We start from the raw sequence: 15,933 nt of genomic DNA on the forward strand, positions 1-15,933 counted from the left end.
AGTCACTGACTTGTAAATTAGTGATGATTTACTGGGAAATTATCCTATAGGAAGTCAAAATAGACCTTTTGGTCTGTTTCACGGAAGTCAAATTGAAAGTTGTACAGTTTTTGCCCAGCCTAGAACCAGGGATTACAGCAACTCTTGCGCTTGAGTTTGCAAATGAACTGGTCAAAAAAGGCCACGAGTCCCTGGTAATTTCTACTGGTGGACCATTGGAGGCGCGGTTTCGTTTGCACGGTAGTGACTTTATCAGCTTTCCAAAAATCAGTGAGTCAATTTGGTCTTTGCGGCACAAATCCCGCCTGCGTAAGATTCTCGCAGGATTGCAACCGGATATTGTCCATACCTATGGTCACTCAGCGGCCTTCCTTGCATGGCATGTCTTGAAGAGTGAGTCAGTCGCAACTCGTCCTAAGCTGGTGCCTCTGGTGGATCAATATTTTTCCAATAGCTACTTCAACAAAGGTTTATTGGCAGGAGATGGAGTTATTGCAACTTCGTATGGGATTGCGAAATACCTGAAAAATGCTTCTATCAAATTTTCAGAAAATCCGATAGAAGTTATTTATCGTGGCATTAATGTCCAAGAGTTTGATCGTGAAAAACCTGTAGCGAGCCAGTGGCAATTAAAGCTTCTAAATAGTTACCCTCAGCTGGAAGGGAAAAACTGGTGGTTAATGCCTAGCGAAATCTCTGCAAATGGCGGGCAGGAAGAATTTCTACATATGTTGGCTCAGGCTGCGGTACAAAGAGATGATATTCACGGAGTGATTGTAGGAGCTTTAGTCGAAAATGATTTGCGCTATCTGAAAAAGCTGGAAGGGCTCGCGCAAGGCTTAGGTCTTGGGGGTAGAGTTACTTTCTTGGGGGAGCGCCGGGATATGCGTGAGTTGTACGCAACGTCCCAGTTAGTTTTTCATCTTGCGAGTGAAAAGAATGAGAGTGCAAAATATTCTAGGGAGGCGCTGGCGATGGGATGTCCTGTAATCGCTTACTCTGATGGTTGTACAGGGGAAGTTTTAGAGAAATACTTTCCTGATGGCTTAGTGCAACGAGGCAATATGAAGTCTTTGATAGAAAAAAGTTTGGGGTTAGTGAATAGGCCAAATAGCTTGAATCCTGAAGAGTTCAGCTATTCTGCTTCAGCTGAAAAAGCCATAGTTTTCTTTCAGAAGCTATTAAATTAAATTGCGCGCGTAAAAATTCTCAGAAGATATGTAAAATACTAATTGACTAAGTTGCTAAAAGCTCAGGTGCCCATTTAAAGAAGCAAAATCAAAGCCGGGATTGGGTATGTTAGTTCTGGCATTTGAAAAATGGCTGTATCGTAAAGATAGGATGTGGCCCCTGGGGAAACGATAGCCAAGTGCAAAATGCAGAGCAAAATTGAGCTTAGTACTTAGCCCAATATCACCAAAATCTTTTTGACTCAAATAGGATGCGCCCGCCCCAGCTTCGGCAAATCCTCCCTGTAGTTGACTGCGAGGATACCAGCGCAGAATAGGTTTAATTTCGAGAATATTTTGTTGCTGGTTTTCGTTTTGATGCTGGGTCCGCATATGGGAATAACTGCCCTGTGCCCACCATTGAAGGGAGTTATTGCCAAGGTTAAATGAAGACAGTAGGTGGGAATAACTAAAACCAGCCATTTCTGCGGCTGAAATAGAGCGATATTGCATCAATTCAGTCCCCAACCCTTTGCCTGCACTTGCAATGAGTTCAGATTCAGCAAGGCTCTGGGGGGATAAAATTAGTCCGCCGGCAAAAATACAGGCACAGTATTTTAAAGCGCTGCAAATTTTAGAAAGGACAACTTGTTTACGCATAACTTCGCGATACTTATTGATAGAGCTGCTTTAAAGACTAGTGGGAAAGAAGTCGATGGCAAGCTCTCTCGGGAGGCTTGCCATCGACTTCTTCCTTTCTTAGCGCCATTGCCGCTTTAATTGTCGAAGTGCGTCGGAGTGCAGTTGCCGGGCACGCTCTTGGCTAAGCCCCAATTGTTCGCCAATCACTCGAAAAGAGCAGTCTTTGTCAGAAATTAATCCATACCTAAGGTTGAGAACTGTCCTTTGTCGTGCAGGAAGGCGGGCAACAGCTTCGCGGAGACGTTGAGCCAACTCCTGACTGGTTACTAGCTCATCGGTATTGTAAAGTTCGTCAGCAGGCGCATAGTCTAGTCTTGTACTGCTCTGATCGTCAGCTACTGGGTCATCTAGAGATCCAGTCGGTCCCGGTAGTTTTAACAAACTCTGAATTCGCTCAATATCCAGTCCTGTATGGCGGGCTAGATTTTCATCGGATGCGGGTTGTCCTTGGGCGCGGACTTCACCAATGGCCCTGTAAATTGCCCTTAAATCGTCTTGCACGTTGGCAGGCTGCCGGACGAGATCTTCATTGCGCCTCAAGGCCAGCTGAATTTCCTGCTGGATCCACCAGTAGGCATAGGTGGAAAAGCGGTATCCCATTTGCGGCTTGAACCGCTCAATAGCTTTCATTAATCCAACATTGCCTTCTTGAATTAAATCGATAAAGGGAACTGATGGATTGCGAAAGCGTTTTGCAATGGCAATAACTAGGCGCAGATTACATTGGATTAGTTTTTTCCGCTGTTTTTGAAAACGCTGTAATAGCCCGTTCAGTTTGCTGCGGCCGCGCCTGTCCAAGTACTCGCTGGCGAGAAGGATTTCGGTGTGGGCAATTATCAATCCGTGATCATAGGCTCCTGTGCTTCCTCGTTGCTCGACTCCCTCGCTACGCAGTTGGACCAATTGGGTGCCACTTTCCTGGAGGTTGGAAATGAGCTTTTCTTCCAGGTCGCGTAATAGACAGGTGGTACTGTGCTCTTCCTCCGGAGTTAATAACTCAAGCCTGTAGAGGTGCTTGAGATAGCTTTGCATTGGGGTGGTGCCGCTCTCGGAGAGGGTATCACCCGCTGCATGAATCTCTTCCGCGTCAGGGTCTCGCTCGACTTGAGGGTCGGGCTCGCTGGCACCCTGGCAGGAGTCAGAGAGTGGTTCGCCTGTATCCTTCAGCCATTCTTCATCCCTTGAGTAAAAATGTTCTCGGGACAAGTGCTTAAACCTTCTGTTGGCTGTGTGAACGATATTTGCTGATCGGTCTCTCAAGACTTCGATTGACGTCTATTTCTACTCACTATAGATGTGTCAGTAAACTTTAGGAGAGAAAAATGGGACTTGTAGGTTTTCTTTATCTGAAAAGGAGGGGCAGCTTTATGTACCCTTGAATAGAGCCGGGCATTTCGGCCACCGCGTCTTCCTTTCTTGGGTGTTATTTTCGGTAATAGGACCAATTTGTTATAACAAGCTGGGCGCTTATTTTTTACTCAGCTCGGCTATATTCCTCAGTCTCTTCCGCTAATATTGCTACGACAAAGGGCGAGTGGAGGGAGTAGAAAATATATCGAAGCGGATGACAACCATGGCTTTCATAGTGTTTTTGCTGCCTGTAATTGAGAGATGTCATCTAACTTTTGCCTCAAGAGACTTGTCTGAACAAATAGAATTGTCGATAGGTTCACACTTTTTTGGTTGTCAGCATGAAAGAATTTGAAGAACCGCACGCGCTGGCAGTCCATTAAGAGGGAGGCTGGAGTACGGCTCATTAAGCAAAGTCATTTGTAATGGTAATTGCTTGATGGAGGAGGATATTTAAAGGGTAGACAAATAACCCTATCGAGTAGTGATCATTAATAAAATTAGGTTATCCAGGGGGCAGAAAAATGAAGGGATTGCTAGCACCTACAGCACTATTCGCTGTTGTAATTGGGTGTGTGTCTTTTGAGGGAGTAAATCTCACGGTGTCTGATCGATCTGTGGCCTTGGCTGGGGTTGTTACTCTTAGTGAGCGTGATGACCAGTCTGTTGATTACAGTCAATATTCGGGGGATGCTCAAGATATAGAGCTGTTTGATGACTCCAGCATGCTGGAATTTGAAGGTGATGTATTTGCCGATGCTCCAGAGCATATGCCCCCAGCGGGAGAGGGCTCGGGTGCTAAGGAAGGTGATAACAAAGGCTTTGGTGAATAGCTGTTATGGACAAGCCTCGAGCTTGAGGCTCAGATTCTTGTCCATAGGCCAAGCTTTCTATTTCTTCTGGGCGCTAAAATGCTTCCCGCTTACGCCGTTACTGTCTCTACCCATTAAATAGAGGTAGGTGGGCATAATATCTTCTGCAGAGGTTACCGACTGTGGGTTTTCTGCTGGGTAGGCAGTTGCTCGCATTGTTGTACGGGTTGCCCCTGGGTTTAGGGAGTTGACCCGGGTATTGGAAACTCCTTCCAGTTCATCGGCGAGTACCTGCATGAGCCCTTCAGTGGCAAACTTCGATACTGAATAGGCTCCCCAGTAAGCTCTCCCTTTAACCCCAACGCTGGAGCTTGTAAAGACAACAGAGCCTGCTTCTGATTCCTCTAGCAGGGGCAGCATTGCTTTTGTTAGTCCAAATGCCGCATTAACATTCACCTGCATTACCTGTTGCCAAGTGTTGAAATTGTAATTGCCGATAGGGGTGCGTTGCCCGAGCAGGCCGGCATTGTGCAGGAGTCCATCCAGGCGGCCAAACTCGTTGCGAATAGCTTCTGCGAGGCTCTCGAAATCCTCTATTTTTGCCGTACCCAGGTCCATGGGGAAAATAGCCGGCTGTGGTCCACCGGCAGCCTCGATTTCGTCATAGACTGCTTCTAACTTGGGAGTTGTACGGCCTAGCAAAATTACTGTCGCCCCGTGAGCGGCAAAAGTCTTTGCTGCAGTTTTACCTATGCCGTCTCCGGCACCGGTGATAAGAATAATTTTGCTCTTTAATAGGTCGGAGGGCGCTTGATAGTCGCCAACAAAGTCTGACATGAAATATCCCGATACTGTCACCGGGCTTGGGTGCCCGGTATTACTTCAAGTTTCAAAAATAGTGTTGTTCTAGAAGGGGCCAAATTTCATTGGCGGAATTTACCAGGTGGTCTGCCCCCCAATTGGCGGGGTTATCTGTAGAGTCAATATAACCATACCCGCAAGCGATAGTTGGCATACCAGCCTTTTGGCCGGCGATGATATCGCGCTTGTGGTCACCGATATAAATTGCTTCAGCGGGCGCGCAGCCAATCTGGCTGCAGGCTAAAAATAGGGGCTCGGGGTCCGGCTTGGATTTGCTGACGTGGTCAGGGCAAACAATTGCAGAGGCTGGCGGTAGATGGGTAAAAGCCTCCATCAGAGGAGTGGTGTAGGCCTCCGGTTTATTGGTGACAATCCCCCAGGGAAGGTTTTTTTCAACCAGGTTGTCGAGCAGATTGTCGATACCGGGGAAAGTGGTCGTCTTCTCTGCAAGATGTGCCAAGTAGAGGTCCAGCAACCTTTGCAATAATCCTGGGAAGGCGGGGTCACCTTCTTCTTTGTTAAACCCCAATGTGACTAGCGCCCTGGAACCATTGGATACAGTTCCCCGGATCGTCTCGTCAGGCAGTGGAGGTAACTGTTCCTGTTGGCGCAGTTGATTTAATACAACAATAAAATCTGGCGCTGTATCAAGCAGGGTACCATCCAGGTCAAATAAAACGGCTTTCATTTTGCAGTTCACTTATTCTGGTTTGCTGGCATACATCAAATAATTGACGTCGACATCCCGGGGGTTCAATTTGTAGCTTCGGGTAACCGGGTTATAAGTCATACCGGTTATATCGTGCGCTTCCAGGGACTCATCGCGCAGCCAGGCGCCCATTTCTGAGGGGCGGATAAACTTACTGTATTCATGAGTGCCCTTGGGCAGTAAGCGTAGGACATATTCTGCTCCGACTACGGCAAACAGCCACCCTTTGGGGGTGCGGTTGATCGTAGAGAAAAATAGCTTGCCGCCAGGTTTTACAAGTTTCGCGCAGGCGCGAATGACAGAGGACGGGTCTGGTACATGCTCAAGCATCTCCAGGCAGGTAACAATATCAAAGCTCTCGGGCGCTTCTTCTGCCAGTTCCTCTACTGCCACTTTGCGATAGTTGACGCTGACGCCACTTTCGAGGGCGTGGAGTTTGGCGACATTGAGTGGGGCTTCCCCTAAATCGATACCAGTAACATCGGCTCCCCTCTGTGCCATGGCTTCAGCCAGGATACCGCCACCGCAGCCCACATCGAGGAGCTTCTTACCGGCAACCGGAGCATACCCGTCAATGTAATTTGCACGCAGTGGATTGATTTCGTGTAGTGGTTTGAACTCGCCTTCCTTGTCCCACCAGCGGCTGGCAAGTTGCTCAAATTTGGCGATTTCTGAGGGATCTACATTGCTCATGAACTTCTCTGCAAACTCCGTCGCTCGTAACCGGCATTTTTCAGTGATTGGGCCGGAATCAGTTATCTAGCGTAAATTTCCGCTGATTCTATCACGCCATATTTGCGCCCGCTGGATAACCTCAGTTTCGTTTAAGGTTTGTAGCTGGCGCTCCTTTAAAAGTTGTCGCCCGGCGACCCAGACATCACTGACATTGTGTCCTCCGTTGGCATAAATCAACTGGGACACTGGGTCATGCAAAGGCTGCTGTTCTAGACCGCCGAGATTGATAGCAGCAATGTCTGCGCTTTTGCCTACTTCCAGGCTTCCGGTTATATCTTCAATTCCCAGTGCTTTGGCTCCGTTGATGGTCGCCATGCTCAGTGTCTGATGCGCGGGTAGGGCTGTTGCGTTCCCGCTAACAGCTTTTGCCAGTAGTGCGGCTGTGTTGGCTTCGGAGAACAGGTCTTGGGTGTTATTGCTCGCAGCGCCATCAGTGCCAAGGGATACGTTGATGCCGGCTTCCAGCATGTCATAGGCTGGGCAGAAGCCTGAGGCGAGCTTGAGATTAGATGATGGGCAGTGAGAAACATGGGCGCCACTTGAGCTCACTAGCTCAATGTCTCGTTGATTAGTGGCCACCATATGTACACAAAGTGTCTGCGGCCCCAACAGCCCAAGGCGGAATAGCCGCTCGGTGGGCCGCTCTCCAGTAGCGTTCAGGGCGCTTTCAACTTCAGCGTGGGTCTCGTGGAGGTGCATTTGCATGGGGATCTGCGCTTCGGCAGAGCAGACTGCAATTTTCTCCAGTGTTTTATCCCCCACGGTGTAGGGGGCGTGAGGTGCAAATACCACCTCAATTCGATCGTGCGCACGGTAATCATCGCGTAACGCCAATCCTTTGTGCAGAGCCTCGTTGCTATTGCGGCTCCAGGGGGTTGGGGCATCCAGCACGGGGAAGGCGATATGGGCCCTGATTCCGCTTTCCCGCGCAGCAATGGCGACGGCTTCCGGGAAGAAGTACTGATCAGAAAAAGTAGTAGTACCAGAGCGCAACATCTCGGCAATCGCTTGCCGGCTGCCGTCAGCTACAAATTGCGGGCCTACCCAGCGTTGCTCTGTCGGCCAGATGTGCTGCTCCAGCCACTCTTTAAGTGGGCGGTCATCAGCGTAGCCGCGCAATAGCGTCATGGGCGCATGGTTGTGAGTATTAATTAACCCTGGAATTAGTGCGTGTTGCCCCAGGTCGACTTCATCTGTTGCCCTAAAACGAATTGAGGCCTCAGCTGTGGGTACCAGGGCGGAGATTTTGCCCTTTTCTATTGCGAGCGAACAATTTTCGTACACTTTTTTCTCGGGTACGACGGGTATGATCCAGCGTGCGTGGATCAGGGTATCGACAGCTTGTTGCATGAGGACTTATCTGGTGGCTGCTGTGGGGGTGTTTTACTGTAGCCGCAGTCAATGGGGGCGACAACAGTGGTTTGTGCCGCAGTTGTATATCTCCGAGTCCTGCAGCTCCAAACATCTCAAACTATGGTAGAATCGCCCGCTTATCCCGGGCACAGTACGTACGCCCGCGCTATAAAAGGAACGCCGTAAGCCATGGGCGAATTAGCCAAAGAAATCTCTCCGATTAATATCGAAGAAGAACTCAAGCAGTCTTATCTCGACTATGCCATGAGCGTGATTGTCGGGCGCGCACTGCCGGATGTACGCGATGGCCTCAAGCCGGTACACCGCCGCGTGCTCTACGCGATGAGCGAGCTTAAAAACGACTGGAATAAACCTTACAAGAAATCAGCGCGTGTCGTTGGTGATGTAATCGGTAAATATCACCCGCACGGAGACACTGCGGTCTACGACACTATTGTGCGTATGGCGCAGCCGTTTTCTATGCGTTACACCTTGGTAGATGGCCAGGGTAACTTCGGTTCTATCGATGGTGACAGTCCAGCTGCCATGCGATACACCGAGATTCGTATGGATAAGTTGGCCCACGAGCTACTGTCCGACCTCGATAAAGAAACTGTTAATTTTGTCGATAACTACGATGGTTCTGAGCAAATGCCGGAGGTATTGCCTTCGCGTGTGCCGAACCTCTTGGTCAATGGTTCCTCCGGTATTGCGGTGGGCATGGCCACCAATATCCCTCCCCATAACCTGGGTGAGGTGATCAAGGCTTGTCTGGCTCTGATCAATAATTCCGAGTTGACCGTTGACGACCTGATGGAGTACATCCCCGGGCCGGACTTCCCCACGGGCGCCATCATCAATGGCCGCGCCGGTATTCTCCTTGCCTACCGCACTGGCCGTGGGCGCATTTATGTGCGTGCCAAAGCAGATGTGATCCGCGATGACAAGACCAATCGCGAAACCATCATCATTACTGAGATCCCCTTCCAGCTGAATAAGGCGCGCTTGATCGAGCGTATTGCTGAGCTGGTAAAAGAGAAAAAGATCGAGGGTATCTCTGAGCTGCGCGACGAGTCCGACAAAGACGGCTTGCGCGTAGTGATTGAGCTTAAGCGGGGAGAGCTGGGTGATGTGGTTCTGAATAACCTCTATTCCCAGACCCAGCTGGAAAGCGTCTTCGGTATCAATATGGTGGCCCTGGTTGATGGCCAGCCCAAGGTATTGAACCTCAAAGAGCTGCTTGAGCACTTTATTCGCCACCGCCAGGAAGTCGTTACCCGTCGTACGGTCTACCTGTTGCGCAAAGCCCGCGAGCGCGGTCATATTCTGGAAGGTCTGGCGATTGCCATCGCCAATATCGATCCGGTAATCGAGCTGATCAAATCTTCCGCCACACCGGCAGATGCCCGCGAGGCGTTGCTGGCTAAAGGCTGGCCTGTGGGCAATGTACAGCAGTTCCTGGAGCGGGCTGGTGCTGATGCCTGCCGTCCAGATGATCTGCCGCAAGAATTTGGTTTGCGCGACGATTCTTACTACTTGTCCCCGGCCCAGGCTCAGGCAATTCTTGAATTGCGCCTGCACCGCCTGACGGGCATGGAGCACGACAAGCTGCTGGCAGAATACCAGGATCGACTGGAGCAGATTGCTGAATATCTGCATATCCTCGGTAGCTTCGAGCGTCTGATGGAAGTGATCCGCGAAGAGTTAGAGCAGCTGTCAAAGGACTTTAACGATGAGCGTCGTACCGATATCGTTGCGTCTCGCCAGGATCTGACCGTTGAAGACCTGATTACCCCGGAAGACAAGGTAGTAACTATCTCCCACGGTGGTTATGCCAAGAGCCAGCCTCTGACCGATTACCAGGCCCAGCGCCGTGGTGGTATGGGTAAGTCCGCGACCCAGGTAAAAGACGAGGACTTCGTTGAGCATCTATTGATCGCCAACTCCCATGACACCCTTTTGTGCTTCTCCAATAAGGGCAAGGTGTACTGGTTGAAAGTCTACGAAGTGCCTACCGCTGGCCGAGCCTCCCGTGGTCGCCCAATGGTTAATATGCTGCCCCTGGAAGAGGGTGAGCGTGTCAGTAGCATGATGCCGGTGTCTGAGTACGACGAAAATCACTTTATCTTCTTCACCACTGCCAATGGCACCGTGAAGAAAACCCCCCTCACCGCTTTTGCCCGCCCCCGCAGTGTTGGTTTGCGTGCAATTGAGCTGGAGGAGGGCGATCGCCTGGTAGCCACTGCGATTACCGATGGTGAGCGCGATGTAGCGCTGTTTACCAGCGCCGGTAAGGCAGCGCGCTTCTCCGAGTCCAATGTGCGCTCTATGGGCCGTGTTTCCCGTGGTGTTCGCGGTATTCGTATGCAGGAAGGTCAGCAGGTTATCGCTATGGTTATCCCTGAAGAGGGTGGCTCTGTGATGATGGCTACTGAGAATGGTTACGGTAAGCGCACAGCTATCAGCGAATTCCCCACTAAGGGACGCGGTACCCAGGGTGTTATTGCGATCGCGGAAAGTGAACGTAACGGTGCCTTGGTTGGGGCCTGTCAGGTGCACCCAGGTGAGGAGATGATGTTGATCTCCGACCAGGGCACTCTGGTGCGTACCCGTGTTGATGAAGTGTCTGTACTTGGGCGCAACACGCAGGGGGTGCGAGTGATTCGCCTGAAGACTGGCGAGAAGCTGGTTGGTCTCGGTCGCATTGAAGAGACCGAAGATGACGGTGAAGAAAACGGTGGGGAAGAGTGACCCACCGCTCCAGACCACTAAGAAAGGCTGCGTTTATCGCGGCCTTTCTTGCCTTTGGCTCCCACGAAAAACGCTAAAGGCGCGATATCTATCCCCCTGAATGGCAATTTGTGCGTAGGCACATCTAGTTGTATTTGAAACCTTTTTTGTATTGTGGAAATCAGCTCATGAGGAAGTTTAATTTCTGTGCAGGCCCTGCCGCTTTACCGCAGCCCGTACTGGAGCAGGCGCAAAGGGAGTTGCTCGATTGGCAAGGGCTCGGTTGCTCTGTAATGGAAATCAGCCACCGTTCTCGAGAGTTTGTTGAGGTAGCTGAGCGGGCCGAACAGGACCTCCGCGATCTGCTCAGTGTGCCGAGCAGCTACAAAGTATTGTTTCTTCAGGGGGGGGCAACTGGGCAGTTCAGTGCTGTGCCCTGGAATCTTCTCGGTGCCGGTTCATCCAAAGCCGAATTTATACACTCCGGTAGTTGGGCGGCCAAAGCGATCAAAGAAGCTCGTCGCTACGGTGAGGTAAATGTGGTCGCATCCAGTGAGGATCGCAACTTCAGCTATGCACCTGCAGCAGGCAGCTGGCAGTCGAGTGGGGATGCGGCTTATTTCCACTATACCCCCAACGAGACGATTGGCGGTGTTGAGTTTGGCTATGTGCCGGAAGTGGAGTGCCCGCTAGTGGCGGATATGTCTTCCACTATTTTGTCTCAACCGGTTGAGGTGGAAAAGTTCGGCGTAATCTATGCCGGTGCGCAGAAAAATATTGGCCCCTCAGGTATTGCTGTAGCCTTGATTCGGGATGATTTACTCGATCGCTCACTGGAAAATATTCCTCGCAGTTTGAGCTGGAAGGTGGCGGCAGAAGCGGGCTCTATGGATAACACGCCACCTACTTTCGCCTGGTACTTATCTGGTCTTGTCTTCCAGTGGTTGAAAGATCAGGGGGGTGTTGATGCGATGGCTAAGCAGGCCGATGCTAAATCCAAAATGCTGTACGACTTCCTCGACAGCAGTGACTTTTTCTCCAGTCCGGTTGAGGAGGGAAGTCGTTCCCGCATGAATGTGCCCTTTGTGTTGGCTGACGACCGCCTGGATAAGCAGTTTTTGATTGAGTCAGAAGAAGCGGGTTTGTTGAGTTTAAAGGGGCACCGCTCTGTGGGTGGTATGCGCGCGTCGCTATATAACGCCGTTCCCATGGAGGCAGTGGAAGCGCTTGTGGCATTTATGGCGGATTTTGAAGCGTGTAAGGCTTAGGTGGTTAATTCAATCTTGATGATTTCTAGAGAAAGTAGATAAACGAATGGCAGAGGAAACTGTGAGTGGCGACCAGCGACTGCTGGAGCTGCGCAATCAGATCGACAGTATTGATGGAGAGATTGCTCGCTTAATTAGTGAGCGGGCTCGCTGCGCCCTGGAGGTTGCAGAGGTTAAGAAAGCTACTGGCGAGGATGCTCTTTATTATCGGCCGGAGCGTGAAGCACAAGTGCTGCGCAAGGCTATGGAGCGCAATAATGGCCCGCTGACTGATGAAGAAATGGCGCGACTGTTTCGCGAAATTATGTCGGCCTGCCTGGCCTTGGAAGAGCCTGTCAAAGTGGCCTACCTGGGCCCTGAGGGTACCTTTACCCAGCAGGCGGCATTAAAGCACTTCGGCAACTCTGCCCAGAGCCGGCCGCTGGCGGCAATCGATGAAGTTTTCCGTGAAGTAGAAGCAGGTGCCGTCAGTTACGGTGTTGTGCCGGTAGAAAACTCTACCGAAGGGGTGATCAACCACACCCTGGACAACTTTATGCACTCCAACCTGAGTATCTGCGGTGAAGTGGAGCTGCGTATCCATCATCACTTGATGATCTCAGATGTAACGCGCCCAGAGTCAATCACTCGTATTTATTCCCATGCGCAGAGCCTGGCGCAGTGCCGCAAGTGGCTTGATGCCCATTATCCCAATGTGGAGCGTGTGGCGGTTGCCAGCAATGCGGATGCGGCCAAGCGCGTTAAGGGTGAGTGGAATGCTGCGGCGATAGCTGGCGATATGGCAGCGGAACTCTATGGATTGAAGGTGCTGTCGGAGAAAATAGAAGATCGCCCGGATAATTCTACCCGCTTCTTGATTATTGGTACCCAGCAAGTGCCTGCGAGTGGGGATGATAAGACCTCATTGATGGTATCAATGCGCAATGAGCCAGGTGCTCTGCACGATCTTCTGGAGCCGTTTCGTCGCTACAGTGTCGATTTGACTCGGGTAGAGACCCGGCCATCGCAGTCTGGCAATTGGACCTATGTGTTCTTTATCGATTTTAGCGGCCACCGCGATACCCAGGGAATTGCCGAGGCGCTAAAAGAGGTTGGAGGCTGTGCCTCAGATCTGAAAGTACTGGGTTCCTACCCTCGCGGAGTGCTGTGATGGCGCAAGCTCAAATTGGCCGGCTGCTGGTTGTTGGGGTCGGTTTAATTGGGGGGAGTTTTGCCCTTGCACTGAAAGCTGCTAGGGCTTGCCGAGAGGTTATCGGGGTCGCTCTGGAAGAGAGTGTCTGCGATGAAGCCAGGGCGCTCGGTATTGTTGATCGGGCCAGCACCAGTCTCGAACTGGTATTGCCGCAGCTGGAGCCGGGTGATTTGGTGTTTGTGGCTGTGCCGACACTGGCGATTGAGTCTGTATTCGCGCAGCTGAAAGAACACCTGCCGGCGGGAGTCACTGTGACAGATGGTGCCAGCGTAAAAGGTAGCGTGGTGGCAGCGGCAGGAAAAGTGTGGGGGAGTGCTCCAGATTTCCTGGTGCCAGGACACCCAATTGCTGGTTCTGAAAAAAGTGGTGTTGCCGCGGCGAGAGATGACCTCTATAGGGATCACCGCATTATCCTGACGCCGCTTGCGAATACAGGGGCTGCTCATTTGCAGCTTGTGGAGCGAGCATGGCAGGCCGTGGGGGCAGAGCCCCTGACAATGTCAGTGGAGGAGCACGACGAGGTTCTGGCTGCTACGAGCCATCTTCCCCATGTCATCGCTTTTAGCCTTGTGGACACTTTGGCCCACGATGCGGAAAACGAAAATATCTTCCGCTATGCGGCGGGAGGCTTCCGTGACTTTACTCGTATCGCTTCCAGTGACCCGGTTATGTGGCGAGATATTATGCTCGCCAATCGGGATGCCATCTTAAAGGCCATCGACCTATACAGCCTCAACCTTTCTTCCCTGCGCGACGCTATTGCCTCGGGTGATAGCGCTGCCCTGATGGGGGTTTTTACTCGCGCCAAAGCGGCACGGGATCACTTTACCAAAATGTTGGCAAAACAAGCGTATTCGGAACCTATGCAAGAACAAGAGATTACTTTTATCGTGCAGCCGGGCGAGGCTGTAAATGGCAAGCTCAGGGTGCCGGGGGACAAATCCATGTCGCACCGCTCAATTATGCTGGGCTCCCTGGCCGAGGGAGTTACAGAAGTTGAGGGCTTTCTGGAGGGTGAGGATGCACTGGCAACCCTGCAGGCTTTCCGCGATATGGGGGTCGTAATTGAGGGGCCGGACAATGGTCGGGTTGTAATTCATGGCGTAGGTCTTAATGGCTTGCAGGCACCGCCCGGACCGCTATATCTCGGTAACTCTGGGACCTCAATGCGCCTGTTGGCTGGATTGCTTGCCGGGCAGGATTTCGACGTAACACTCACTGGCGATGAGTCCCTGTCAAAGCGCCCGATGAATCGCGTGGCTAACCCCCTGCGTGAGATGGGTGCAAATATTGAGACTGGCCCGGAAGGTCGCCCGCCGCTTTTGATTAAGGGTAGTAGTGCGTTGAAAGGGATCGATTACCCGCTGCCGATGGCTAGTGCCCAAGTGAAATCAGCGGTATTGCTGGCTGGGCTCTATAGTGAGGGTCAAACGTCTACCGTTGAGCCGGCGCCCACTAGAGATCATACCGAGCGCATGTTGCAGGGCTTTGGTTATAAGGTGGAGCGGGATGGTGCTCAGGCTAAGTTAGCGGGCGGCGGCTCACTGAAATCCTGTCGCATCGATGTGCCTGCCGATATTTCTTCAGCCGCATTCTTTATGGTTGCTGCCGCTATCTCTCCCGGTTCCGATGTTGTACTGGAGCATGTGGGGATCAATCCGACCCGCGATGGGGTTATCAATATCCTCCGTGCAATGGGTGGCAATGTTGAATTGCTGAATATGCGCGAAGTGGGCGGTGAGCCGGTGGCGGATATTCGCGTTCGCTATGCGCCCTTGAAGGGAATTCGTATCCCTGAGGATCAGGTACCCCTGGCGATTGATGAGTTTCCCGCATTGTTTGTTGCGGCAGCTTGTGCAGAAGGTGAGACCGTCCTGACTGGTGCGGAGGAGTTGCGGGTCAAGGAAAGTGACCGGATTCAGGCAATGGCAAATGGCTTGATTGGACTTGGGGTAAAAGCTGAGCCAACACCGGATGGTATTGTGATCCAGGGCTGTAAAGAGGGGGCGATATTTTCTGGCGGTACCGTCGATAGCTTGGGGGATCACCGTATTGCTATGGCGTTTGCAGTGTCATCGCTACGCGCAAAGGATACAATCCGCATCCTTCACTGCGCCAATGTGGCGACCTCATTCCCAAACTTTGCCGAACTGGCAACGGGTGCGGGTCTCAAATTGCAGTTGGCGTGACACGGGCATTCAGGTTTGGGCGGTTGTGGTTCGCTTGAGTGCATCCGCCAGAGATGTTGAGTTGTAAAGAAAATATGAGTGATACAAACGGGTTGCCACCAGTAGTTACCATTGATGGTCCCAGTGGTTCGGGCAAGGGGACCATTGCAAAGCTTTTGGCTGATCGCTTGAGCTTTTCCTTGTTGGACTCCGGGGCCCTTTATCGGGCTGCCGCTTTGGCCGCACTTAATAAGGAAGTTGATCTCTCCAATGACAAGCTGCTGACCGAATTGGCGAAAGACCTCGATGTGCGCTTTACCGTGAGTGCCGGTCAGTTGCAGGTGTGGCTGGAAGAGCGTGACGTCACCGCAGATATCCGTATGGAGCGGGTAAGTATGGCCGCTTCCAAGGTCGCGGCAATTCCCGGAGTGCGGGCAGCGCTGCTGCAGCGCCAGCGGGACTTCCGTCAAGCCCCCGGCTTGGTTGCCGATGGTCGGGATATGGGTACTACCGTGTTTCCCGACGCGCCGGTCAAGGTTTACCTAACCGCCAGCGCCGAGGAGCGCGCTAACAGGCGTTTCGCTCAGTTGCAGGAGAAGGGGGTTTCTGTTAGCCTCCGCGACCTGCTGGAGGACATCCGTGCCCGAGATGCACAGGATATGAACAGAAAAGCCTCCCCCCTGGCTCCCGCTGAGGATGCGGTTGAGCTGGATAGTACGGGGGTGAGTATCGATGAAGTCCTCCGAAAAGTGCTCGATTTGGTTCAGGACCGTATTTCACCCTGAAGTTCGGGCAGTAAATAGTTTTCTAACGACAGCGGCCGGGATCAGCCAGAATCGCCCGGCCGTTATCGTAATCCGACCCGCGTGCTGGCAGCGCGGTTG

13 protein-coding genes are annotated in these 15,933 nt (G+C 51.9%); 7 read left to right on the top strand and 6 right to left on the bottom strand.

The window, feature by feature from the left end; genetic code table 11:
* The first annotated feature begins 92 nt into the window (after positions 1-92).
* Positions 93-1,190: a glycosyltransferase gene (locus ACJJIQ_RS04080; RefSeq protein WP_445363785.1), complete on the top strand. Its 1,098-nt coding sequence runs from the start codon at positions 93-95 to the stop codon at positions 1,188-1,190.
* Positions 1,191-1,244: 54 nt separating this feature from the next.
* Here ACJJIQ_RS04080 and ACJJIQ_RS04085 read toward each other — a convergent pair whose 3' ends face one another.
* Both ACJJIQ_RS04085 and ACJJIQ_RS04090 read right to left on the bottom strand, forming a co-directional pair.
* Positions 1,245-1,829 (bottom strand): acyloxyacyl hydrolase, encoded by a 585-nt coding sequence (locus tag ACJJIQ_RS04085; protein WP_445363786.1) that lies wholly within the window; start codon positions 1,827-1,829, stop codon positions 1,245-1,247.
* A 99-nt stretch (positions 1,830-1,928) separates the two neighbouring features.
* Complete coding sequence (locus tag ACJJIQ_RS04090; RefSeq protein WP_444925445.1) at positions 1,929-3,077, bottom strand: sigma-70 family RNA polymerase sigma factor; 1,149 nt, start codon at positions 3,075-3,077, stop codon at positions 1,929-1,931.
* A 668-nt stretch (positions 3,078-3,745) separates the two neighbouring features.
* Here ACJJIQ_RS04090 and ACJJIQ_RS04095 point away from each other — a divergent pair.
* Positions 3,746-4,054, top strand: coding sequence for a hypothetical protein (locus ACJJIQ_RS04095; protein ID WP_444897946.1), 309 nt, complete (start codon positions 3,746-3,748; stop codon positions 4,052-4,054).
* A 57-nt stretch (positions 4,055-4,111) separates the two neighbouring features.
* Here the strand turns inward: ACJJIQ_RS04095 and ACJJIQ_RS04100 are convergent, their stop codons facing one another.
* From ACJJIQ_RS04100 to ACJJIQ_RS04115, 4 genes are all read right to left on the bottom strand, one after another.
* The gene (locus ACJJIQ_RS04100; RefSeq protein ID WP_445363787.1) at positions 4,112-4,870 is read right to left on the bottom strand and encodes a YciK family oxidoreductase; all 759 of its coding nucleotides are present in this window, start codon (positions 4,868-4,870) and stop codon (positions 4,112-4,114) included.
* Positions 4,871-4,922: 52 nt separating this feature from the next.
* Positions 4,923-5,582, bottom strand: a complete 660-nt coding sequence (locus ACJJIQ_RS04105) for an HAD family hydrolase (RefSeq protein WP_413662676.1) — start codon at positions 5,580-5,582, stop codon at positions 4,923-4,925.
* A gap of 12 nt (positions 5,583-5,594) precedes the next feature.
* Complete coding sequence (ubiG, locus tag ACJJIQ_RS04110) at positions 5,595-6,296, bottom strand: bifunctional 2-polyprenyl-6-hydroxyphenol methylase/3-demethylubiquinol 3-O-methyltransferase UbiG (protein WP_444893285.1); 702 nt, start codon at positions 6,294-6,296, stop codon at positions 5,595-5,597.
* Between the two features lie 66 nt (positions 6,297-6,362).
* Entirely contained in the window at positions 6,363-7,688 is a 1,326-nt protein-coding gene (locus ACJJIQ_RS04115) for a TRZ/ATZ family hydrolase (protein WP_445361439.1), read from the bottom strand.
* A 192-nt stretch (positions 7,689-7,880) separates the two neighbouring features.
* On the opposite strand from ACJJIQ_RS04115, the gene gyrA reads away from it, so the two are divergent.
* The 5 genes from gyrA to cmk all read left to right on the top strand — a co-directional run bounded on the left by gyrA (position 7,881) and on the right by cmk (position 15,834).
* Positions 7,881-10,442, top strand: coding sequence for a DNA gyrase subunit A (gene gyrA, locus ACJJIQ_RS04120; RefSeq protein ID WP_445363788.1), 2,562 nt, complete (start codon positions 7,881-7,883; stop codon positions 10,440-10,442).
* 167 nt (positions 10,443-10,609) lie between these two features.
* On the top strand, positions 10,610-11,689 hold the full coding sequence (gene serC, locus ACJJIQ_RS04125; RefSeq protein ID WP_445363789.1) for a 3-phosphoserine/phosphohydroxythreonine transaminase: 1,080 nt from the start codon (positions 10,610-10,612) through the stop codon (positions 11,687-11,689).
* Positions 11,690-11,735: 46 nt separating this feature from the next.
* Positions 11,736-12,839, top strand: a complete 1,104-nt coding sequence (pheA, locus tag ACJJIQ_RS04130; protein ID WP_282932042.1) for a prephenate dehydratase — start codon at positions 11,736-11,738, stop codon at positions 12,837-12,839.
* The gene (locus ACJJIQ_RS04135; protein ID WP_445363790.1) at positions 12,839-15,070 is read left to right on the top strand and encodes a bifunctional prephenate dehydrogenase/3-phosphoshikimate 1-carboxyvinyltransferase; all 2,232 of its coding nucleotides are present in this window, start codon (positions 12,839-12,841) and stop codon (positions 15,068-15,070) included. The genes pheA and ACJJIQ_RS04135 overlap by 1 nt, the downstream gene beginning before the upstream one ends.
* Positions 15,071-15,144: 74 nt before the next feature.
* Positions 15,145-15,834, top strand: coding sequence for a (d)CMP kinase (gene cmk, locus ACJJIQ_RS04140; RefSeq protein WP_445363791.1), 690 nt, complete (start codon positions 15,145-15,147; stop codon positions 15,832-15,834).
* The last annotated feature ends 99 nt before the right edge of the window (positions 15,835-15,933 follow it).

This window comes from Microbulbifer maximicatervae (SeqCode) (assembly GCF_052468295.1).